Below are 21,419 nucleotides of genomic sequence, written 5' to 3'. Positions count from 1 at the left end.
GATAAACAATTCTGTCGGAACACTAGGCCGCAGCCGCAAATCGTGGTAGCTTCCGTCGAGCGGGTTCAGGGAAAGGAGGTCGGAGCCATGCCAGTGCTCACGGAGCTTAAGGAGTTACTCGACCGCGCCGGTGTGCCCTACCAAGTTTCGCAACACCCTCCAGCGTACACGGCGCAGGAAGTTGCAGAAGCCGAACATGTTCCGGGACGGGAGGTGGCCAAGGTTGTTGTCATCCGCGGTGCGCAGGGCTTTGCCTTGTTTGTCGCTCCTGCCCCGTACAAGGTCGACCTCGCGCGGGTGCAAACCATCCTGGGAGATCCCCAAGCGAAGCTCGCCACCGAAGACGAATTCCGCCATCTGTTTCCCCGCTGCGAGGTCGGAGCTATGCCGCCTTTTGGCAACTTGTTCGGCCTGCCGGTCTACGTAGACCCGGAACTCGCGCGCGATGAAACCATCGTCTTCAACGCCGGAACCCACACGCAAACGGTGCACATGCGCTACGCGGACTTTGAACGCTTAGTGCAACCCACCACCGTTGCTTTTGCCCACAGGAACTAGCGTCTCCGTGCCGGCCCGCAGCCTGCGAACAGCCGCCAGCGCCGAGCCCCAAGGTTGCCAAGTGCAAAAGTGTGATTAGGTTGCGCGAACGATCGGAGTCCATATGAATCTCGCACGTTTCACCGAAAAGTCTCAAGAAGCGCTGCGCCAAGCGCAGTCCCTCGCGGCGCGGCGCAATCACCAAGGCATCGATGTCGAGCACTTGCTGCTCGCCTTGCTCGAACCGCAGGACGGCTTAGCGACGGCAATCTTGCGCGCCGCCAATGCGAACATCCCGCGGCTCAAGGAGCGCGCGCAACAAGAGCTGCAAAAACTACCGCAGGTCACGGGTCCCGCCGCAGCGCCGGACCAAGTTTACGTGACGCAACGGTTGAGCCGCGTGCTCACCCGCGCGGAAGAAGAGGCGCAAACACTCAAGGATGAATATGTCAGCATCGAGCACTTGCTGCTCGCCATGCTGCAGGACCGCACGAGCGAACGCATGTTCCAAGAGGCCGGGGTTACGCGCGATTCGCTCATGCACGCCCTGCAAAAAGTTCGCGGAGGTCAACGAGTGACGAGCCCCAATCCCGAGGCCACTTACCAAGCGCTGGAAAAGTACGGCCGAGATCTCACCAAGCTTGCCGCGCAAGGCAAGCTCGACCCAGTGATTGGCCGCGACGAGGAAATTCGCCGTGTCATTCAGGTGCTTTCACGGCGCACGAAAAACAACCCGGTGCTCATCGGTGAGCCTGGGGTGGGCAAAACCGCAATCGTAGAAGGCCTCGCCCAACGCATCGTGCGGCAGGACGTGCCCGAGGGTTTGAAAAATCGCCGCATTATCGCGCTCGACATGGGCGCCCTCATTGCTGGCGCCAAGTTCCGCGGCGAGTTCGAGGAACGGTTAAAAGCCGTCCTCAAAGAGGTGCAGGACTCCCAAGGCGAGATCATCCTGTTCATCGACGAGTTGCACACGGTCGTGGGTGCCGGAGCCGCCGAAGGGGCCATGGACGCCTCCAATCTTCTGAAGCCGATGCTCGCTCGCGGCGAACTCCATTGCATTGGTGCGACCACGCTCGACGAGTATCGCAAGCACATTGAGAAAGACCCGGCTCTAGAGCGCCGCTTCCAGCCGGTGTTCGTCGACGAGCCTTCGGTGGAGGATACGATCTCCATCCTGCGCGGTTTGCGCGAGCGCTACGAAGTGCATCACGGCGTGCGCATCAAGGACAGCGCCTTGGTGGCCGCTGCGGTCTTGTCGCACCGCTACATCACTGACCGCTTCCTCCCCGACAAGGCGATCGACCTCGTCGACGAAGCCGCCGCCAAGCTGCGCACGGAAATCGATTCCATGCCGAGTGAGCTCGACGAGGTATCGCGCCGGGTGATGCAACTCGAGATCGAGCGCGAAGCCTTGAAGAAGGAAACCGACAAAGCCTCGCAAGCGCGGCTCGAACGGCTGGAAAAAGAGCTCGCGGAACTCAAGGCCCAACAAGAAGCCCTGCGCGCCCGCTGGGAGGTGGAAAAGGCCGCCATCCAGCGCCTGCGCGAGCTGCGCCGAAAAATCGAGGAAACGAAGGTGGAGATCGGCAAGGCCGAGCGGCAATACGATCTCAACCGCGTCGCTGAGCTCAAGTACGGGGTGCTGGCGCAACTGGAAAGACAGCTCGCCGAAGAAGAGGCCAAGCTCGCGCAGCAAGACGGGGGCTTGCGCTTGATCAAAGAAGAGGTGGACGAGAACGACATTGCCGAAATCGTTTCACGGTGGACCGGCATTCCCGTTAGCCGCTTGATGGAGGGCGAGACGCAGAAGCTCCTGCGTCTCGAGGAGCAACTGCACAAGCGGGTGGTGGGGCAGGACGAGGCCGTGCGCGCAGTAGCCGACGCGATCTTGCGAGCCCGCGCCGGCATCAAAGATCCCAACCGACCCATTGGCTCCTTCATTTTCCTCGGCCCCACAGGCGTGGGAAAAACGGAACTCGCCCGGGCGCTAGCAGAATTCTTGTTCGACGATGAAAACGCCATGGTGCGCATCGACATGTCCGAGTACATGGAGAAGCATACCGTGTCGCGGCTGATTGGCGCACCGCCGGGGTACGTTGGATACGAGGAAGGTGGGCAACTCACCGAAGCCGTGCGTCGCCGGCCGTACTCCGTGATTCTCTTCGACGAGATCGAGAAGGCACACCACGACGTCTTCAACATTATGCTGCAAATTCTCGACGACGGTCGCCTCACCGATGGCCAAGGGCGCACGGTGGATTTCAAGAACACAGTGGTCATTATGACCTCGAACATCGGCAGCCACTTGATCTTGAACTACCGCGGCGACGACCCTGCGGCATACGAACGGATGAAGGAAGAAGTGTTGGAGGCTCTCCGCCATCACTTCCGGCCCGAGTTCTTGAACCGGATCGACGACATCGTAGTGTTCCACAGCCTCACTCGCGACCAGATCAAGCAAATCGTGCGTATCCAGCTCGAACGGCTGCGCAAGCGTTTAGCGGAGCGGAAGATCGAACTGGAACTGTCCGAGGCAGCGGTCGAGCACTTCGCCGAAGCCGGCTACGATCCGGTGTACGGTGCACGTCCGCTCAAGCGGCTGCTCCAGCGTGAGTTGGAAACTGCCCTCGCCCGGCAGATCGTGGCGGGCAAGATTCAGGATCACTCGCGCGTGTTCGTGGATTATCGCAACGGCCAGCTCACGTTCGAGGCCACTCCGCTGGCGGAAGCCGCGTAACGGTTCCGGCCAGGCCCGAAGACCACGACCGGGGCTCACCCTGGGCTTCGGTCGTGGTCTTTTCCCAATGCCCTGGGTTCACGTTGCTGCTGCACTACGCGGCTCGCGCTGGCCGTGAGCCTCGGCGCACTGCTGGAGCAAGGCACGTAACTGGTCCCCATCCAAGACCTCCTTATCCAACAACCACTCCGCCACCGTTTCCAGCTCCCGGCGATGAGTTTGCAGGAGTTCGCGCACCCGCTGGTGCGCATTTTTCAACACCCGTTCGACTTCGGCATCGATGGCGGCTGCTTTGGCTTCGCTGTAATCGCGGCGGCTGGCCACCGGTGACTCGAGGAACAACGGCCGGCGCTCCGACTCGAAAGTACGCAGCCCGAGGGCATCGCTCATGCCGTAACGCGTGACCATCGCCAGCGCGATGTCGGTGGCCTTCTGCAAGTCGTCCTGCGCGCCCGTGGACACGTCGCTGAACACGATCTCTTCGGCCACGCGGCCGCCCAAGAGCACGCACAGGCGGTTTTCCAGCTCCGAACGGGTCATGAGGTAACGATCCTCCGTCGGCAACTGTTGCGTATAACCGAGTGCCCCGATCCCGCGTGGGATGATGGAGATCTTGCGCACCGGATCCACGTTCGGAAGCAACGAGGCCACCACCGCATGGCCAGCCTCGTGGTACGCAACGATACGCTTTTCCCGCGGACTCATCACCCGCGACTTGCGCTCCAGGCCGGCAATGATGCGGTCCACGGCATCATCGAAGTCCTGCATCGTCACGTATTCGCGGTTGCGCCGTGCGGCCAACAACGCAGCCTCGTTGACCACATTGGCAAGGTCCGCCCCGACAAACCCTGGCGTCCGCTGCGCGACGACCTGCAAATCCACGTCGGGCCCGAGTTTCACGTTGCGGGTATGCACGCGGAGGATGGCCTCGCGACCTTTGACGTCCGGCCGGTCGAGCACCACGTGACGGTCAAATCGGCCCGCACGCAGCAGCGCCGGGTCGAGAATTTCCGGCCGGTTGGTGGCCGCCATGATGATCACGCCGACGTTGGGATCGAAGCCATCCATTTCCACAAGCAACTGGTTGAGCGTTTGCTCCCGCTCATCGTGCGTGCCGAGCGGATTGATGGCCCGCGATTTCCCGAGAGCGTCGAGCTCGTCGATGAACACAATACAAGGCGCCTTCTGTTTCGCCTGCTCGAACAAGTCGCGCACGCGCGCAGCACCGACACCCACGAATAGCTCGACGAACTCCGAACCGCTGATGCTAAAAAACGGCACCTTGGCTTCGCCGGCGACAGCCCGAGCTAGGAGCGTTTTCCCAGTGCCCGGCGCCCCGACCAGCAAAACTCCCTTCGGGATCTTGCCCCCTAAGCGGCGGAAGCGCTCCGGCGTTTTCAGAAATTCCACGATTTCACGCAACTCTTCTTTCGCCTCGTCGATGCCGGCAACGTCGGCAAACGTGACCTTCGTCTCGTTCTCCACGTATACCTTGGCGCGGCTACGCCCGACGGCCATGAGCCCACCTGGTCCTCCCGAGCCAGCGAGGCGGCGGAGGACAAATAGCCAGATACCGATAAAGAGCAATGCGGACAGTACCCAAGACAAGACGTTGGTGAGCCAAGTATTCGGGGTGCGTCCAGCAAATGGAACTCCCTTGGCTTCTAGGATCTCCACAAGCTTCGGATCCTCCACACGCACGGCCTTGAACCTCGGTTGCCGCTCGCCGGTGTGCTTGAAGCGCGCGAGCTGCTCTGCAGTGAGCAAATCACCGACATCGAGGTCGTTGAGCCGACCTTGCACCTCTTCGGGAGTGAGGACCAAGTCGGTGACCTTCCCAGCATTCAGGAGTGCCTTGAACTGGGAGTACGAAATCTCCTGTGTGGGCTCGTAGGAGCCGTACGAGTAGGTGAGTACCAGCAGGAACACTGCCGCAAGCACGTACCAAAGCGAAATTTGCCAACGTCGTTCGGGCATGCCTCCACCCTTTCGTGGCCCTCACCTTAGCAGGGCTTTGAAGAAGTTCCCGAATTTGATCGGATTTACGAGTTGCGACTAGAGGGCGGCTCCCAGTATATGCGCACGAGCAGGGAGCGGAAGAGACATTTCGGGCCGTTCGTGCCCCCAGAGATTGGCGACCAGGAGGCAAAACTACCGCGTTCGAAACTCGCGGCGCACGATGTCGATCGTCACTCTGGCTATCATCGCGAACGGCTCCGCCACCGCAACGGCGACCCCGGCCATCGTGGGCGAACTCGGCGGTTAGAGTGTTCTTCTCTGGAACACAGCACCGGGCATACCGGCGGCGCAACGGACCTGCACTGCTCCCGCGTCGTACGTGATGGACAAGGCTGCCGAGGGGTGGGAATGCCCGTGCAATCCGTGGGCAGCGGTGCATGGCGAGACACGCCTCACGGTCACCACCGCCGTTACGCGAGAGTGCCACGACGGGCAACTTAGCCCACGCTGAAGAGGTGAACGCAAACTGCGAACCACTGCCCCAGAAAGTATCGAACAATTCACGCTTGCGCTCGGGGTTTTCCCGGAGACCACCAGCCCGCTCCCCTTTGCCGCGTCGAGAACTTTTCACCGACTCATTTTCCGGCTGACTCTTCCGGACACTCTTAAGATGCGTGACGAACTTTCAAGGATCGTGCCCGCAGTTATCGAGACGGACTCTAGGAACACAATGATTGAGCCGAAGATAAACTAACCTGGCAATTGAACCTACTCGGACATGGCGGAAAGAATTAAGGTCGTCACCCTGGCGACCGTGATCCCATCTATCCCGTCGCTGAAGCTCGCGCGGAGGCTGCCCTCATTCCGGGTGCACGACTCGAGATTATTGAGGGGACGGCCCACCTATCCGGCTGGGAATCTTGGGAGCGAGTCAACCCCCTCATCCACGCCTCCGTCGATACGCTCCCTGTGCCTGCACGCATGCCCCACGTATCCTAATGAGTTTCCGGTCTGATCAATACTTGGCCCGTTGTGCCGGTGGCCGCGATCCGAGCAGCCTGGTTTTGTGATCTCCAAGGAAGCCCCCAGTTCAGGGCCCTTTTCGCGCCACTGAGGTCGAGAGTGCTCTCGGCTGCGTCACCGCTCCCCATCGGATTGCACAGGATCTGTTTTACCGCGGGGCCAGACAACGAGTTGCAGCGAAAGCTGCACAGTGTAGGTGGAAACGTGCTTGCGAGGCCATTTGGGCCCCGGCCGAACGGCAGCGTCAAGGTGGCCCTGGGTTTCCTGGAATGCAGCACCCGCTTTGGGATACGCCGGTTCGAGAGCGCCGGTACCGACGGGACCGACGTCGAACCCGATTGCGGTTGCCCGTGCAACTCATGGCGTGGCCCCCTGCGCATGTGTTGCGTTCGTAGATCCTGTGGCAGGGTCCACGACAGCATTCGGCGCCATCCGACTTGCGCACGACCGAGTTGGGACACCGAGACCAAGCAGTCCGCAGCCCGCAGTGGCGCGATCGTTAGACGAAGGCGGACATCTTCTGCGGCTCATCTGAGTTCACCAACGACGAGACGAGAGTCCGTCTCCCCGCCCGCGCTCACGTCCCTCGGGAACCCTGCGGCTCGCGAGTTTCGGGGCTTGTCCCCTCCAGCCGCTCCAGCCGTGAGGAGCAAGCGCTAAGGCACGCAAATGACCGGACAATGGCTTGCGCGGAGCACCCGTTCAGCGGTGCTGCCAGTGAGCAACTCGCCCAAGCCGCGGGCAACCGCGTGCATACCCATGACCACGCAGTCGACATCCAAGTCGCGCGCGAGCTTAACGATCTCCACGAACGGGCTTCCCTCCACGATCATGGTGTCTACCTTGCCGGATTGACACTCCGACACCAGGTTCGCCAACTCGCTTTCCGCATGGCTGCGCAATCGCTGAATCACTTGCTCGCGGCTTGCGATTCCTTCGGCATCGACCCGTTCGGCGAATTCGGTGTCGATCACGTGCAACACGGTGATTTCCGCCTCCGGCAGCCACGAAAGTGCCAGTTCCAGCGCTCGGCGTGCAGGTGCCGAGAAATCCATCGCGACCAATGCCGCCCGCGGCGGCGAAACGGCCTTGCCTGCTTCCGCCATACTGACCTCCGTATGCTCACTGCGCGGCCAGTTTACCGGCTGCGGCCAAACTTGTCACCGCACGGGTCCGCAGACCTCACCTCGCTTCCGAGGCACCACGCTTCCCCTGTACGTGGCGGGAAATTTCCGCGCGCGCCAAACGATCGCAGCGTTCGTTTTCCGGATGACCGGCATGACCACGCAGCCAATGCCAGCGCACGCGGTGACGCGCGCACAAGCGATCGAGTTCACGCCACAAGTCGGCATTTTTCACCGGCCGGCGATTGGCCGTGCGCCAGCCATTGACTTTCCAGCGTGGCAGCCACTCTCGCATGCCTTGCCGGAGATACTCCGAGTCCGTGTACACATCGACCATTGCTGGCCGCTTCAAAAGGCGCAGCGCCTCGATCGCTGCGCGGAGTTCCATTCGATTGTTGGTGGTCTCCGGTTCGAAACCGCTGATCTCCCGGCGGTGAGGCCCGGACACCAGCACCGCTGCCCAGCCACCCGGCCCGGGATTCCCGCTACAGGCGCCGTCGGTGTACACCCTGACGTGCGGACGCTGCTCCTCCGCTGCCCCCGCTTCGGTGCTATCCCGCTCCGTCATCGCAAAACCCAAGCTGCATCCGCTCTCGGAACGGGGATGGACTTCCGCACCAACATGGGCTCCCGCTCGGAGTTCGCTATGCGAACACGACCGCTGGCTCGGCGGGCCGCCGTCGCACGACCTCGCCAATCACCCACGCTTGCACTCGCTGCCGGCGCAACGCCCCGACGATCGAGTCGACCGCATCGCAAGAGACCACCAACACGAAGCCGACTCCCATATTGAAGGTGCGTAGCATTTCGGCATCCGGAATTTCTCCGAGTCGTTGGACGAGCTGAAAGATCGGTGGCACTGGCCACGAGGATCGGCGGATCCGCACCAGCAACCCACGTGGCAACACGCGCGGGATGTTTTCCACCAAGCCACCGCCGGTAATGTGCGCCATGCCGTGAATGCTGGCCCGCGGCAAGGAGCGCACGGCCCGCACATAAATGCGGGTTGGCTCCAGCAGCTCTTCGGCAAGCGGACGGCCGAGTTCAGGCAATTCCGCCGCGACATCGAGCCGCGCGCGCTCGAACAGCACGTGCCGAACTAGGGAAAAGCCATTGCTGTGCAACCCGCTCGCGGCCAAACCCAGAACGACGTCGCCCGCGCGAATCTTGCGACCGTCGATGACCTGTTTTTCCTCCACCACGCCGACCACGAACCCTGCTAGGTCGTACTCACCCGGACGCATACACCCAGGGTGTTCTGCCGTCTCCCCGCCCACCAAGGCACAACCGGCCAAGCGACAGCCACGCGCAATGCCGCGAAGCACCTGCTCGGTCACCGCTGGCTCCAAGCGTTCGGTAACGTAGTAGTCCAAAAACACCAGCGGCTCGGCCCCGAGGGTCAGGATGTCGTTGACATTCATGGCCACGAGATCGATGCCGATCGTGTCGTGCTTGCCGGCCATGGCGGCCACCGCCAGTTTCGTTCCCACCCCGTCGGTGGCCGCAACGAGCAGCGGACGCCGGTAGCCGCGCGGAAGACGGAAGAGCGCGCCGAATCCGCCGACGCCGGCCACCACTTCCGGGCGCTTGGTTTGCCGCGCAACGCGCGCCGCCACGCGGGCAATTTGCTCTCCTTTGTCGATGTCGACTCCGGCATCCCGGTATGTCACTGCCATGGGCATCTCACTCCCACAGCACGGGCAGCGAGCGGTCTTCCCCCGCCCAGCGCGCGCATTTCGCTAGCGGCTCCTGCACCGTGAAGCCGATGGTGGCAACGCCATCCAAAGCCACGCACAAGACGTGGTCGCCAATCGCGGGGCTCACGTTGAAAATGGCGTTGTCGTTCTCGGGGGCAGCAGCCCGCACTTGTTCGTACCCTTCCTCAGGCGCGATGAGATAGCCGAGTTGGTCGTTGGCGAGCCCAAAAATGAAGTGCTTTTGCGCTGGGACCCGTTGCTGCAGCTCGAAATGGATGGCCGGGTAACCTTCGCCGGGAACAGCCGTGAACAACAATTCGCCGACCCGCGCAACTGATACGACAGTGCCAATGGATGTTCCCTCGACCCATGGCGGGTTCAAACTCCGCGAGACTAAGGTTGCTAACAGCGTGTATTCCACGAGCGGATTGCCATACGGCTCGCGTAGAAAGAACTGCTGGGCGTCTACCGTTGTCCCGCGCACCGCGACTAACGACTGCATCGCCGCCCGCACCTTGGCTTGCACGCGGTTCGAATACTCTTGCAGCCGCTCGACGTCTTCCAGGTCGCCACGGTCGGCAGGTTGCGTACGCCCAACGTCGGCGACCATGACAACTGCACCGTCGAGCCCGAACTCGGCCTCGGTCATATCGGCCACCACGCCCGGCCAATCGGCCGACAGTAGCGTGTTGCTTGCCCCCATCACCGTCGCATGGGCTGCAAAGTTGATGAGCACTGCACGGGGCCGCTTGGGATTCTCGGCGTCGTAGGCCGCGAGTACCCGCAGTTCGCCGTCGACCCGATCGTTGGGTGGCTCACCGAACTGACTGCGCAACAGCTCCGTGGCATCCACGGCCCCAACGCGTAGTTCTGCAGGCCGCAAAGCATTCCAAGCATCGACGATGGCTCCCACCGTTTGGTCGAACAAAAACTGCATGTAACTGTTCGGCAGTCCGCCCCACACGCCCGTCGTGTCGGGGCCCGCGTGACTGTGATCGGAATTGACGACAATATGCGTTGGCGGAATCGCGCCACTGGTCGCCTGTGCCACCGCGGCCCGCACGTCTGCGAGCCCGAACGGGCCCCGCTTGTATGCGGCAAACGTTCCCTGCGTTTCATTGGCAGCGAACGCTACCGTACGCACGCCATCCGAGATCACTAGGGCGCGCACGTAAATCGGCGACAACACGCCCGTGGAGCGGCGAGCTGGTCCGAGCCCGTAGCCGCCGAGAAATACCGGCGTATCCGGCGTGATGTTTCGTTTGGCCACACCCACATAAAGCCCGGTGCCCGACGGCGGCAAGGACGGGGTCGGCGAACCGAGCGGGCTAGGAGTCGCGCTCGGAGAGAGTGTGAAGGTGGCGGTAGGTGCGAGGGTCGGACTGAACGACGGGGTTAGTGGTGCTGTGGGCGTGGCGGATGGGGAGGCGGTGGCGGTCGGAGACGCGGAGGGCGACCGCGTTGCGGTGGCAGTGGCGGATGCCGTCGGTGAAGCGGTAGGGGACAATGCCTGCAGCGTGGGCGTAACGGTCGGCTGCGGGCGCGGGGTGCTCGTCGCGGTTGGGCTCGACCTCGGAATCGCTGAGTTAGAGCCGTTGCCGGCACAGCCAAGAAACGCAGCGAACACAAGCAGAAGCGGCACGGGCGGCGGGCCAAAGGTTTTGCGGAGCGTCGTGAACAACATGGTTTGCCACCGTTACCAACACTGGCAGGAAATGAAAAGCACGGCTGCGATGCCGCGCCGCCGAAGGCTCGCCGCACAACGTTTGTGGGCAGGTATTTTCGCTAGCAGTGTGTGCGCGGCGGAGCCGTGCACAGCCTCCTGATCGCGGTTTACGGCAAGTTGTTTTCACAACCACGGCAGCGTAGCCTGCTCCTTGTGGCGCAAACGCCCTCCCCCGCTCAGGCTCCCTACATCGTTTTTTACGACGGCGAGTGTGGTCTGTGTCAGCGCAGCGTGCGCTGGCTTCTCGATCACGACCCCTACCAACGGCTTGTCTTCGCTCCACTGCAGGGTGCCACCGCCGCTCGGCTTCGCGCCGCGCTCGTGCCACTGCCGCAGCAGTTGGAGAGCGTGGCGGTACTGATACAAACTGAAGCTGGCCGCCGCGTGTTGTTGCGCACCGAGGCCCTGCTCGCCCTCTGCGAAATTCTAGAGCTCCGGCCATGGTGGGCCCGATTGTTGCGCTCGGTCCCGAGGTGGTTTGCCGATCTCGGTTACCGGCTAGTGGCACACACTCGTTATCGGGTGTTCGGCCGGGCAACAATCTGCCCGTGGCGAGACGCTTCGGAGGCGCAACGTTTTCTGGATTGACCAGGGAATCTTTCCCAGGCTCTATTTCCGTGCGCGGTACCGTCGCCGAAATGTTCCCGATGCCTGCCACCGCGCCGCCCCGGGGCACGTGGGGCTCCAGTTCGCCCCGGATCATGTCCGTGGAATGGGAGCGAGATGCCTCAGCGTTCCCGCTCTTTGAGCTCCGCCTCACGACTGCACGGAATCTCTGCCGAGTGCGACCTGCAAGCGCTCCAGCACTTGCTTTGCCGAAATCGCTGCCATGCACGCGCGGCCAATCGGGCATTCTTTGCGATAGCACGGGCTGCACGGCGCGGCGCCTTCGATGACCAAACTTTCGCTCCCCCATGGTGCGGAACGTTGGGGGCTCGTGGCGCCCCACAGCGAGACCACGGGAATTCCTGCGGCGGCGGCAATGTGCATCGGCCCGGAGTCGGGGCCAAAGGCAGCTGAGCTTTGCTGAAACACCGCATAGAGCTCCCGCAAGTTTGTCGCTCCCGTTAAATCCAACACAGGTGCTGCCGTCTGCTCCCGCACTGAGGCCGCAAATTCCCGTTCGCGCTGCCCGCCCACCAACACCGTCGCAACTCCCTGAGCGTGCAAGGCATCGATCACCCTGGCGGTACGCGCTGGGAACCATAATCGGCTCGGAGCGCTCGAGCCGACAAATGCGGCCACGAAGGGCCGCGGTACATTCCTCAGCAACTCCTCCACGCGGAGCTCCTCCGCTGCGGTGGGCACGATGCCAAACGACACCGGCAGCACTGGTGCACCGAGCCAATCGGCAAAACGTTGGAATTGGCCGAGCTTCGAGCTCAGATGCGGCTGCGGCTCGATGGTGTGGGAAAGACACAGAAAGTTGCCCTCGCGTGAATTTTTCCGATGAAAGCCGAGGCGCGTTTTCGCACCGCTGGCGAGCGTAATCACTCCGCTTTTTGCGTGCCGTTGGAGATCGAGGGTGAGATCCGGAGCAAAGCAGCGCACCGCCCGAAGAAACGATACAAAGGCGCGCAATCCCTTCGGCCGCTCGAAGAGAAAAACTTCATCGATGTGCGGATGTCGCTCTACCAACGCCAAACTGGCTGGCTCTACTGCCCAGCCAATCCGCGCGTTCGGGTAGAGGGCGCGCAGCCGCGGCAGAATGGGCAAGGCGCGCGTCACGTCGCCGATGGCGCCGAGCAAAACAATCAGAATTTTCTGCACGCCCGCAACACGCGGCGCCACTGGGGTCATCGGCCAGCAAACCGGACCTCAACAGCGTCTTCTAACGCTTGTTGGTCGGCCCTAGTCCAGTAGCGTTGCTGCGGATCGAGTTTCCTAGCCGAGCGCCACAGCCGCGCTAAGCTCGGCTGCGGGTTTGTCGGGGTGCGAGCGAGGGCGACACGATCCAAGTCGACGAGCCACACCCGCAGCTCCTGGCCGCGGGATTGGACGAGCACGTTGTGTAGATTCAAATCCGGGTGTCGTGCTCCGGTTCGGTGGAAGTTCGCGAGAACGCGACCAAGGTCATCAATCACCTGCCGCCGTTCTTGCGCTGGGGGGCACCGCTGCAGCCATTCCCACAAGCTGCTGCTTCCTTCCACGTACTGCGTGACCAACCAAGCCTCGTAAAACCACGCCGGGCGCCAACGCACAGCAGCCCCCACCGGCGGCGCCACCGGGATGTCGCGCTGCGATAACTCGACGAGACAACGAATCTCCGCGAAGCAGCGCGGCCGCCAGCCCCAATACGTGCTCCTCACCACCTTGCCCACCGCGCCTCCGCGCCGGTACGGCCGGATCACCGCTTGCCTGTGACCTGCCCCCAATGGAGCAATCACGATGAAGTCGCGCCCGCAGGAGCGCCGTTCCCATGATGGAGGGTAGCGGTCCGCGGCCACGGACCGAACCAAGCCTGGCAACGGCTCGCTCCACTCCTGCAGCGCAAGAAAGCTCCACCCACCCTCTCGCCACTCGACGAGCTCGCCCACTGCTCGAGTGCGCTCAGGACTTACCGAATAGAGCCGAACTCGGAGATTGGGGACCACCACGACTCACGTCACAGCGGTTTCGCTTCTTCGATAATCATCACGGGGATGTCGTAGTCGTCGATCGGATACAGCAACTTGCACTTGTAGCACGCAAGGCCATCCTCATTCGGAGTTAACGACACCTCGCCCTTGCACTTCGGGCAAGCCAAAACCTGCAACAGCTCTTCACTAATGCGCATACCGTTCCCCTCCGGCAGTTTGCTCAAATGTCTGCAGCCGCGGAGCGCGCACCGCGACGATCGTTTTTTCCACCAGCGTTAACAGCTCCTCCTCGCGCTCGACCACTGGCTCTACACGCAACGCCAACAGCTTCCCGCGCGCAAACGGAAACTGTTCGAGCTTCACCAGGTCCTTTTCGGTCGTCACCAAGTGATCGAAGCGCTGCGCACTCCGGCTCAATGCGTGCCAGTCAGCGAGCGAATACACGTGGTGGTCACCAAACTCGAAAATTTCGCCGACCCGAACTTCCCATTGCTGGAGTGCCAAGTAAAAAGCCTCCGGTTCGGCAATACCGGTTACCGCGGCCACCTGTCGCCCCGAGAGCTCCTGCAGGGGCCGCACGTTCCAGCGCCCACCATCGGACTCGACCAATGCCGTCGGTTGCAAGCGGATGTAAAACAAAGGCTTTCCCGCCGCGCTGCGTGGCGGGCCGAGCGGCCGCAGGTTCAAGCCTTTGTCCACCACTGCCAGAGCATGTGCGCGGGTGAGGCTCCGGAACGACTCCCGCAGCGGACCCGCCGGAAGCAGGCCACCGAGACGGCCCGAGAGAAGCACCAAGTCAAAGTCGCGCGCCAGTGCGCGGTGTTGAAAGCCATCGTCGAGCACAACCACATCGTATCCGACACTTCGCGCGAGCTCCGCACCCTGCGCTCGTTCAGGACTCACAATCACCCCGCCGGAAAACGTCTTCGCGTACACAATCGCTTCGTCGCCCGCATGTCGCGCATCGACCTCCGGCCCGCGACCGCGACTCACCAACACCGGGCCACGCGCCGCGCCACCGTACCCGCGGAGCACCACCGCCACTCGGTAACCGCGTGTTTGCAATTTCTTGGCAAGCCACAGTGCGATGGGAGTTTTGCCCGTACCCCCAACTGCCAGGTTTCCCACACTAATCACGGGAACATCGACACGAACGCTGCGGAGAAGACCAAAGTCGTACAGCCAGTTGCGCACGGTTACCGCACAGCCGTAAGCCGCGCTTACCGGTTGCAGCGCCACGTTGGCGAGCCGCCCGGCCAGCCCGCGCCGGCGCCACACAACGTCGCGCAACAGTCGCGCGATGGTTTCCTTCACGGGCTCGTTCGGCCTCGTTCGATACATTGGCAAATCTCCACCGCGTAGCGCGCGGCTACGTCGCGCTGCTCCGCTACAACCTCGCGGCCACGCAACCCCATCTCTTTGGCAACCTCAGGTTGCCGAAGCAAGTGCAGCCAGTGCGCCGCTAAATCTTCCGCACTCCTGACGCGCTCCCCGGCACGCGCTGCGAGCAGCCGTTGCGCTGCTTCCGCCACGTGCTCGGTGTGCGGACCAAAGGCAACCGGCTTGGCAAACAACGCGGGTTCGAGCACGTTGTGGCCGCCGATGCTGGGGTCGAACGTACCGCCCACGAACACGGCCGTTGCGCACGCCAAGAAGCTAGGGAGTTCACCGACAGTGTCGAGCAGCACCACTGAGGCATCGCCAACCGGCTCGCGAAATTTGCTCCGGCGCAACGCCGCAATGCCATTGTGCTGCAAGAGCCCGGCCACTGCCTTGAACCGCTCAGGCCGCCGCGGCGCCAGCAGCAACCGCGCCTGCGGGTAGTGCTGCCAAACCCGCATCATCGCCTGTAGAACCAGCTCTTCCTCCCCGCGATGCGTACTGGCAGCTACGAGGAGCGGCTGCTGCCCGAGCCACCGCGCCAGCGGATTGTCGCAGCCCTGCGCCACGACCATCGACGCCTGCCGGGCAAATTTGAGATTGCCCACCACCCTCACCCTTTCTGGCACGGCACCCAAAGCACAAATGCGCTCGGCGTCGAGCGCCGACTGCATGAGGCAAAGATCGACGCAACGCAACACCGAGCGCATGAGTTTCGGGATGCGGGCGTACCGTCGGGCCGCACGTTCAGAAATCCGGCCACTGACGAGCACAACGGGAACTCCTGTTCTCCTCGCCGAGCGGATCAAGGCGGGCCACAGCTCGGTTTCGATCAGCACGAGCGCTCGCGGGCGGATTTTGCGCACCGCCGCATCCGTCAGCCACGCCACATCCAGGGGTGCCAAACTCACGGCGTCGGCGCCGACGTGATGGGCTGCGGCTTCCCGCCCAGGCACCGAAGTAGTCGACACGAAAATTGGCAACCCGGGCCGTCGTTGGCGCAACTCGCGCACCAGTGGTTCCGCAGCGAGCACTTCTCCCACCGACGCGGCGTGGATCCACACGGGTGCCTCGGCCATCGGCGCTGCCTGCGGCGTGCGTCCCAGCCGTTCCAACCAGTACTTGCCCCAGCGGGTCCAGGCTAAAAGCGGCCAAGCGGGCACCGCCATCGCCGAGACCACGGCGCCGGCAACGTCGTAAACAAGGTATGAAAACGGCAACGATTCACGTTCGGCGGAGTCGGTCCTCTCCGCGCGCTTGTCGGCGGTTCCGGTCATTGTGGCAGTTGCCGAGCGGTTTCCCGGTCGGCCCTTTCCGTCAAGCTGCACAACTGTTGCTCGAGTTCTCTCCGCACGCGCTCCAAGGCATCGCCCGACAAGTCCGGCGTAACCTGTAGCGGTGTGCCAACATAGTAACGAACGTCTGCAAAGGGGAGTGGAACCAACAGACGATCCCAGCTGTGCAACTGCAAGAATCGCGACGCACTGTAAGTCACGGGAAAAATCGCAGCGCCGGTTGCCCGTGCCAGATGAATGACTCCGAGTTTGACCTGATAACGCGGCCCGCGCGGCCCGTCGGGTACGACGGCCAGGTGAAAGCCCCGCCGGTACGCACGCACCAACTGAAGAAACCCGGCCGTGCCCCCGCGCGATGCCGAGCCGCGCACAGTGGCAATACCCCAACGGGCCAAGGCGCGCGCAGCCAGCTCACCGTCGCGGCTGAAACTCGTGAGGATGCAAATCGGCTGACCTTGCGCTGCCAAGGGCATGAGCAAGACGCGATTGTGCCAAAATGCCAGGATCACCCTTTCGCGCCGCCAGCGCTCGAAGAGCTCCTCGGCTCCCACGAACTGAATCCGCAAGCTCTGCTGCAACGCTGCCAGCCCGCCGCTGAACAGGCGCGGGGCAATCGCAAGCAACGTGCGCTCCCAAAACGGACTCATCCCACCACACCGAATTGCGTTCGCTAGTGCACCGTGTTTGTTGCCGGCAACATGGCCTCGTCGCGGAACTGCAAATCGTAGAGTTTGCGGTATTCCGCATTGAGAGCCAGCAACTGTTCATGCGTGCCCTGTTCCACGATGCGGCCATCGACGAGCACGTAAATCCGATCGGCCTTACGCACTGTCGACAAGCGATGGGCAATCACCAGGCTCGTACGATTCTCCATCAAGCGCTCCAAGGCATCTTGCACCAGGCGCTCCGCTTCCGAGTCCAACGCCGAAGTCGCCTCGTCGAGAATGAGCAGCGGCGCGTTTTTCAGCAAGGCGCGCGCAATGGCAATGCGTTGCCGTTCGCCGCCGGATAGCTTGACGCCAAGCTCGCCGACCACGGTGTCGTATCCCTGCGGCAGCCGCTCGATGAAATCATGGGCGTTCGCCGCGCGCGCAGCCGCCACGATCCGCTCCATGTCGGTATCCGCACTGCCGTACGCGATGTTGTTGCGCACGGTATCGTTGAACAAGAAGGTGTGCTGCGTCACCACGGCAATTTGCCGGCGCAAGCTCGCCAGCGTGTAGTCGCGAATGTCGACTCCGTCGATGTAGATGGCCCCCTCGGTGACGTCGTAAAACCGCGGAATCAAATCGGCCAACGTGCTCTTGCCGCCACCGCTCATGCCGACCAAGGCGACCACCTCGCCACGCCGGAGCTCCATGTTGATATCACGCAACACCCAGTTGTGTTCGTAGCGGAAGCTGACCCGCTCGAAGCGAATTCCCTCCCGGATATCCGTGAGTTCCCGCGCTCCTGGGCGATCGGCCACTTCCGGGGGAGTGTCCAACAACTCCGCCACCCGTTCCCCTGCACCCAGGGCCTGCTGCACCACTGAGTTCGTGCGCGCCAGCCCTTTGAATGGCTCGTAGAGCAGGAACAGCGCCGTCAAGAAGGCGAGGAAGGCACCTTGCGTTCGCCCGCCCACGATGACGCTGTAGCCGCCGTACCACACCACGCCGGCAATGCCCAAGGCAGCCAAGATCTCCATCATCGGTGTGGTGAACGCACGAATGCGCGTCGTCTTCATCGCCAAGCGGAAAAGCCGTTCGTTCTCCTCGTTGAAACGGCGCTGCTCGTACTCCTCCATGTTGAAGGCCTTGACCACCCGGTTTCCCTGAATCGTCTCTTGCAGCAGCGCAGTGAGTTGGCCCATGGTCACTTGTCCGCGCCAGGCAACTTGGCGCAACCGCCGCGATAGCCGCAGCAACGGCAACACCGAGGCAGGAAAGACCACAAAGGCAATCACGGCGAGCAACCAATCCTGGTAAAAGGCAACGGCGACCAGGATGACCAGTGACGACGCATCCTTCAAAATTGCCGCCACCGCATCGGTCAGCGCCGAGCGCACGAGGGCGACATCGTTGGTGACCCGGGAGACAATGGTGCCCGTCGGCGTGCGGTGGAAGAACGACAGCGGCAAGCGTTGGATGTGGTCGTTCAGCTCCCGCCGCAAGTCGGCAATAATACGCTGTCCGACGTACTCGGTGAGGTATGTGCTGCCGAAGCTAACCAAGCCACGAAACAGGAACACACCAATGATCACGAACGGCAAGAGTTGCAGCGCCACCCGGTCCTTGGCGGTGAACACGTCATCGAACACGTGCCGAATCAAAAACGGCATGGCGCCGTTGGTGGCGCTGAACAAGAGCATGCACACCACCGCCACCGCGAAGTGCGGCCAAATGTACGGCTTCAGATACTTGAGCAGCCGCCGATAAATCGATGTGCGATTCATGCGACCAGCTCCCATGCCAGGGCCGCGGCGCGGCGAGCAGCGCCGTGGGCACCCAGCCGCTCGCGCAGCTCCTGCCAAGAGCGTGCAAATGCGCTGCGTTCTTCCCATGCACGTTCCACCGCGGGAATGAGCACCTCAGGGCGAACGTCCTGTTGCAAAAACTCCGGCGCTACCCGCCGGCCGAGAATCAGGTTCGGCATGCCGATATGATCGACGCGAATGAGCATTCGGCCCAACAGGTAAGTGAGCGGAGACACCCGATACACAATCACCATCGGCTTGCCAAGCAACGCCACTTCGAGAGTGGCCGTCCCGGAGGCGACCAGCGCGGCGTCACACGCGTGAACAAGGTTATAAGTGTCACCGTGAACAACAGGCATTCCCGCCATGGCGCCAGCGGCAACGAATTCCTCCAGGTCCGCCTGCCGCAATGTGGGGGCCAGTGCCAATGCGCTTTGCCAACCGCGTTCCGCCAGTGCGCGCGCGGTGGCCAGCATTGGACCGAGCAGCGCCCCCACCTCTTTGCGCCGACTGCCAGGCAGCAAGGCGAGCAGCGGTCGGTTGCGGTCCAAGCCATACAGTTCGCGCGTGTCCGAAGCCGCACGCGTCGGCACAACCAAGTCGAGCAACGGATGGCCGACGAACACTGCCAAGCGGCCGCCGCCATCGTTGTACAGAGCTTCCTCAAAGGGGAAGACAACAGCCAAACGGTCAACCACGCGGCGCATGAGCCGCACGCGCCCACGCCGCCACGCCCATACCTGCGGACTGATGTAATAAAACACCTTGAGGCCCAGCTTCTTCGCCCGCCGTGCGAGCCGCAGATTGAAATCCGGGTAATCGATGAGGACGACCAAATCGGGCCGACGTTCCCGCAAGCTTTGCCGCGCCAAACGATAGGCGCGCAGCACGCGGCGCAAACTCCCCAAGGTTTCCGTTAACCCCATCGTCGCCACTTCATCGGTGGGCACGAGAATCTGCAACCCCTCGCGAACAAGGTGCTGGCCGCCGATGCCGTACGCTTGCAAGTTGGGATCATGCTCACGGAGAGCGCGGAGCAACGCTGCGCCGTGCAGATCTCCCGATGCTTCGCCGGCGACGATCATCACCGTCCGCTTCATGCCGTGAGCATCCCCGTGCGAATCTTCTCCGCCACTTCCAAGGCGCGCAGCGCTGTGGCTCCATCGACCAACGGGCGCTCGCGCGTGCGCACGCAATGCAAGAAGTGGTCGATTTCCGCATACAATGGGTCCGCCTCCCCCAAAGCTAGCTCTTCCACGTCGATCCGCGGCGTGCCGTTATCAACGATGCGGCGCACGATGCGAATGTGGCGCTCGCCGTAATCGAGGGCCACGTAGGTGTCGGCTTGGAACAGCCGCAGTTTGCGCTCGCGCTTCAGTGCCACGCGGCTCGCAGTCAGATTGGCAATGCAGCCGTTGGTAAACCGTAAGCGGGCATTGGCGATGTCGATGTGTGGGGAAAGCACGGGCACGCCGACCGCTTCCACATGCTCCACCTCGCTCGGGACCAAACTCAACAACACGTCGAGGTCGTGAATCATCAGATCCAGGACCACATCCACGTCGCTGCCCCGTTCCACGAATGGGCCCAGGCGATGACACTCCACAAACCGTGGCTCGGTCAATATGCGGCGCACGGCCTGCAGTGCCGGGTTGAACCGTTCGAGGTGGCCCACTTGCAAAATCCGTCCGTGCTGGCGTGCCAGGTCGACGAGTTGGCGGCCTTCGGCGGCCGTTACCGTCAGCGGTTTTTCCACGAGAACGTCCACTCCCGCCAAAAGCAAATCGGTAGCGAGCGAGCAGTGCAGCGGTGTGGGCACGGCAACGCTCGCGCAATCGATTTGCCCTAACAGCGGGCGGTAATCGACCAGTGCTTGCGTGTTCGTTTCCTTAGCCACGGCGGCGGCGCGCCCCGCATCGACATCGACGACCGCCACGAGCTCCACCTCAGGCATGCTCGCGTATTTGAGAGCGTGGAAGCGGCCGAGGTAGCCCGCCCCAATCACGGCAGCACGGATGCGCGGACTCATGGCACAACCCCCACCACGGCGATTCCCGCCTCATCCGCCTTCGCCAGCAACGCCTCTTTGTCGAGCAGCAAGGTTTTCCCTGCTTCCAGCGCCACCACGCTCACGCCGACTGAGGCACACACGTCGATCGTGTTCGGTCCAACGGCAGGAACATCGAAGCGCAAGTCTTGCTGGGGTTTACTCACTTTCACGACCACCGCACCAGGACGGCCAGCCCGCGCAATCGTGGCGTCCGTCCCTTCGATCGCTTCCACTGCAAGCACGATCCGGTTTTGCACCACCACCGTTTGCCCGATATCCCACTCACCAATCGCCTTGGCGACGCGCACTCCTAAGCGAATATCCTCCCACTGCTCCGGCGTCGGGGCGGTGGACGTCAGCACGTCAGCCGGGGTCAGCAACGATTCCAGGAACAGCGTGGATGGAAGAATCCGGATCCCCTCGCCTTCGAGTTCCTCCGCCAAGCCGCGCAGCACGGCATCGTCACCAAAATGCGCTAGCCGGCCCAAGAAGGCCAAGCCGCGCTCGTCTGGCGCGAATTGCTCCAACAGTGCCTGCTTACGAATGCCGCCAACGAACACCGCTTCGGTAACCTTTGCGGCGCGAAACACGTCGATGATGCGCCCGAGTTGTCCCACTTGAATCCAGGTGCACTGGTCGACCTCTCGCTCCAGCGCTGGCTCCGTTTCCCCGCGATGGGCCACGGCCACCACCTCGTATCCGAGCCCGCGCGCGGCACCTGCGAAAATTCGAGGGAACCGCCCGTTCCCCGCAATCAAGCCGATCCGTTGCATGGGCAGGCTTTCAACGTAACTTGCCACGCCAACGTTTGCACGCCCGCGAGCCAGACGGCGCAGCAGCATCCCACCTCTGGC

General features: G+C 62.6%; 19 protein-coding genes. 4 read left to right on the top strand and 15 right to left on the bottom strand.

The genetic code is table 11. The features are described from left to right. Nucleotides 1–87 precede the first annotated feature (87 nt). Together N3C12_07105 and clpB are read left to right on the top strand one after the other, a co-directional pair. On the top strand, nt 88–558 hold the full coding sequence (locus tag N3C12_07105) for a YbaK/EbsC family protein (protein ID MCX8072201.1): 471 nt from the start codon (nt 88–90) through the stop codon (nt 556–558). 103 nt (nt 559–661) lie between these two features. Then, nucleotides 662–3,277: an ATP-dependent chaperone ClpB gene (gene clpB / locus N3C12_07100; GenBank protein ID MCX8072200.1), complete on the top strand. Its 2,616-nt coding sequence runs from the start codon at nt 662–664 to the stop codon at nt 3,275–3,277. A gap of 78 nt (nt 3,278–3,355) precedes the next feature. Here the strand turns inward: clpB and ftsH are convergent, their stop codons facing one another. The 5 genes from ftsH to N3C12_07075 form a co-directional block, all read right to left on the bottom strand. Beyond that, nucleotides 3,356–5,254: an ATP-dependent zinc metalloprotease FtsH gene (gene ftsH, locus N3C12_07095; protein ID MCX8072199.1), complete on the bottom strand. Its 1,899-nt coding sequence runs from the start codon at nt 5,252–5,254 to the stop codon at nt 3,356–3,358. Between the two features lie 1,661 nt (nt 5,255–6,915). Next, entirely contained in the window at nt 6,916–7,365 is a 450-nt protein-coding gene (locus tag N3C12_07090) for a universal stress protein (protein ID MCX8072198.1), read from the bottom strand. Nucleotides 7,366–7,441: 76 nt separating this feature from the next. Beyond that, nucleotides 7,442–7,951, bottom strand: coding sequence for a ribonuclease HI (gene rnhA / locus N3C12_07085; GenBank protein MCX8072197.1), 510 nt, complete (start codon nt 7,949–7,951; stop codon nt 7,442–7,444). A gap of 76 nt (nt 7,952–8,027) precedes the next feature. Next, complete coding sequence (gene purM, locus N3C12_07080; protein ID MCX8072196.1) at nt 8,028–9,059, bottom strand: phosphoribosylformylglycinamidine cyclo-ligase; 1,032 nt, start codon at nt 9,057–9,059, stop codon at nt 8,028–8,030. Between the two features lie 7 nt (nt 9,060–9,066). Further along, on the bottom strand, nt 9,067–10,350 hold the full coding sequence (locus tag N3C12_07075; GenBank protein MCX8072195.1) for a neutral/alkaline non-lysosomal ceramidase N-terminal domain-containing protein: 1,284 nt from the start codon (nt 10,348–10,350) through the stop codon (nt 9,067–9,069). Between the two features lie 82 nt (nt 10,351–10,432). Between N3C12_07075 and N3C12_07070 the strand changes: the two genes are divergently transcribed. Together N3C12_07070 and N3C12_07065 are read left to right on the top strand one after the other, a co-directional pair. Continuing rightward, nucleotides 10,433–10,906, top strand: coding sequence for a hypothetical protein (locus N3C12_07070; protein MCX8072194.1), 474 nt, complete (start codon nt 10,433–10,435; stop codon nt 10,904–10,906). Continuing rightward, on the top strand, nt 10,891–11,394 hold the full coding sequence (locus N3C12_07065; protein ID MCX8072193.1) for a DUF393 domain-containing protein: 504 nt from the start codon (nt 10,891–10,893) through the stop codon (nt 11,392–11,394). Before N3C12_07070 ends, N3C12_07065 begins: the two co-directional genes overlap by 16 nt. A gap of 168 nt (nt 11,395–11,562) precedes the next feature. Here the strand turns inward: N3C12_07065 and N3C12_07060 are convergent, their stop codons facing one another. Genes N3C12_07060 through lpxI form a run of 10 tightly spaced genes read right to left on the bottom strand, consistent with a single transcriptional unit; the run spans nt 11,563 to nt 21,338 of the window. Further along, nucleotides 11,563–12,597 (bottom strand): glycosyltransferase family 9 protein, encoded by a 1,035-nt coding sequence (locus N3C12_07060; GenBank protein ID MCX8072192.1) that lies wholly within the window; start codon nt 12,595–12,597, stop codon nt 11,563–11,565. 5 nt (nt 12,598–12,602) lie between these two features. Continuing rightward, complete coding sequence (locus N3C12_07055; GenBank protein ID MCX8072191.1) at nt 12,603–13,400, bottom strand: hypothetical protein; 798 nt, start codon at nt 13,398–13,400, stop codon at nt 12,603–12,605. 11 nt (nt 13,401–13,411) lie between these two features. Next, a complete protein-coding gene (locus N3C12_07050; GenBank protein ID MCX8072190.1) occupies nt 13,412–13,582 on the bottom strand; it encodes a Trm112 family protein in 171 nt (56 codons plus the stop codon). Beyond that, nucleotides 13,572–14,726 (bottom strand): tetraacyldisaccharide 4'-kinase, encoded by a 1,155-nt coding sequence (lpxK, locus tag N3C12_07045; protein MCX8072189.1) that lies wholly within the window; start codon nt 14,724–14,726, stop codon nt 13,572–13,574. The genes N3C12_07050 and lpxK overlap by 11 nt, the downstream gene beginning before the upstream one ends. Further along, a complete protein-coding gene (locus N3C12_07040; protein ID MCX8072188.1) occupies nt 14,696–16,042 on the bottom strand; it encodes a 3-deoxy-D-manno-octulosonic acid transferase in 1,347 nt (448 codons plus the stop codon). Before N3C12_07040 ends, lpxK begins: the two co-directional genes overlap by 31 nt. After that, nucleotides 16,039–16,707, bottom strand: coding sequence for a lysophospholipid acyltransferase family protein (locus tag N3C12_07035; GenBank protein MCX8072187.1), 669 nt, complete (start codon nt 16,705–16,707; stop codon nt 16,039–16,041). Before N3C12_07035 ends, N3C12_07040 begins: the two co-directional genes overlap by 4 nt. A gap of 23 nt (nt 16,708–16,730) precedes the next feature. Continuing rightward, nucleotides 16,731–18,494: a lipid A export permease/ATP-binding protein MsbA gene (gene msbA / locus N3C12_07030; GenBank protein MCX8072186.1), complete on the bottom strand. Its 1,764-nt coding sequence runs from the start codon at nt 18,492–18,494 to the stop codon at nt 16,731–16,733. Next, the gene (lpxB, locus tag N3C12_07025; protein ID MCX8072185.1) at nt 18,491–19,615 is read right to left on the bottom strand and encodes a lipid-A-disaccharide synthase; all 1,125 of its coding nucleotides are present in this window, start codon (nt 19,613–19,615) and stop codon (nt 18,491–18,493) included. Before lpxB ends, msbA begins: the two co-directional genes overlap by 4 nt. Then, a complete protein-coding gene (locus N3C12_07020) occupies nt 19,612–20,544 on the bottom strand; it encodes a Gfo/Idh/MocA family oxidoreductase (protein MCX8072184.1) in 933 nt (310 codons plus the stop codon). The genes lpxB and N3C12_07020 overlap by 4 nt, the downstream gene beginning before the upstream one ends. Further along, nucleotides 20,541–21,338, bottom strand: coding sequence for a UDP-2,3-diacylglucosamine diphosphatase LpxI (gene lpxI, locus N3C12_07015; protein MCX8072183.1), 798 nt, complete (start codon nt 21,336–21,338; stop codon nt 20,541–20,543). Before lpxI ends, N3C12_07020 begins: the two co-directional genes overlap by 4 nt. Between the last annotated feature and the right edge of the window lie 81 nt (nt 21,339–21,419).

The sequence above is a fragment of the Candidatus Binatia bacterium genome (genome assembly GCA_026415395.1).
Lineage (GTDB): Bacteria > Desulfobacterota > Binatia > HRBIN30 > HRBIN30 > HRBIN30.
Note: the sequence above shows the minus strand (reverse complement) of the source record. Positions and strands in the feature narration are given on the sequence as shown.

What these genes read in the sequence shown, in the direction of transcription:
- N3C12_07035 (MCX8072187.1), bottom strand. Translation starts at nt 16,707, where the DNA reads ATGAGTCCGTTTTGGGAGCGCACGTTGCTTGCGATTGCCCCGCGCCTG.
- N3C12_07105 (MCX8072201.1), top strand. Translation starts at nt 88, where the DNA reads ATGCCAGTGCTCACGGAGCTTAAGGAGTTACTCGACCGCGCCGGTGTG.
- N3C12_07090 (MCX8072198.1), bottom strand. Translation starts at nt 7,365, where the DNA reads ATGGCGGAAGCAGGCAAGGCCGTTTCGCCGCCGCGGGCGGCATTGGTC.
- clpB (MCX8072200.1), top strand. Translation starts at nt 662, where the DNA reads ATGAATCTCGCACGTTTCACCGAAAAGTCTCAAGAAGCGCTGCGCCAA.
- N3C12_07040 (MCX8072188.1), bottom strand. Translation starts at nt 16,042, where the DNA reads ATGACCGGAACCGCCGACAAGCGCGCGGAGAGGACCGACTCCGCCGAA.
- purM (MCX8072196.1), bottom strand. Translation starts at nt 9,059, where the DNA reads ATGGCAGTGACATACCGGGATGCCGGAGTCGACATCGACAAAGGAGAG.
- lpxB (MCX8072185.1), bottom strand. Translation starts at nt 19,615, where the DNA reads ATGAAGCGGACGGTGATGATCGTCGCCGGCGAAGCATCGGGAGATCTG.
- ftsH (MCX8072199.1), bottom strand. Translation starts at nt 5,254, where the DNA reads ATGCCCGAACGACGTTGGCAAATTTCGCTTTGGTACGTGCTTGCGGCA.
- rnhA (MCX8072197.1), bottom strand. Translation starts at nt 7,951, where the DNA reads ATGACGGAGCGGGATAGCACCGAAGCGGGGGCAGCGGAGGAGCAGCGT.
- N3C12_07050 (MCX8072190.1), bottom strand. Translation starts at nt 13,582, where the DNA reads ATGCGCATTAGTGAAGAGCTGTTGCAGGTTTTGGCTTGCCCGAAGTGC.
- msbA (MCX8072186.1), bottom strand. Translation starts at nt 18,494, where the DNA reads ATGAATCGCACATCGATTTATCGGCGGCTGCTCAAGTATCTGAAGCCG.
- N3C12_07020 (MCX8072184.1), bottom strand. Translation starts at nt 20,544, where the DNA reads ATGAGTCCGCGCATCCGTGCTGCCGTGATTGGGGCGGGCTACCTCGGC.
- lpxK (MCX8072189.1), bottom strand. Translation starts at nt 14,726, where the DNA reads ATGTATCGAACGAGGCCGAACGAGCCCGTGAAGGAAACCATCGCGCGA.
- lpxI (MCX8072183.1), bottom strand. Translation starts at nt 21,338, where the DNA reads ATGCAACGGATCGGCTTGATTGCGGGGAACGGGCGGTTCCCTCGAATT.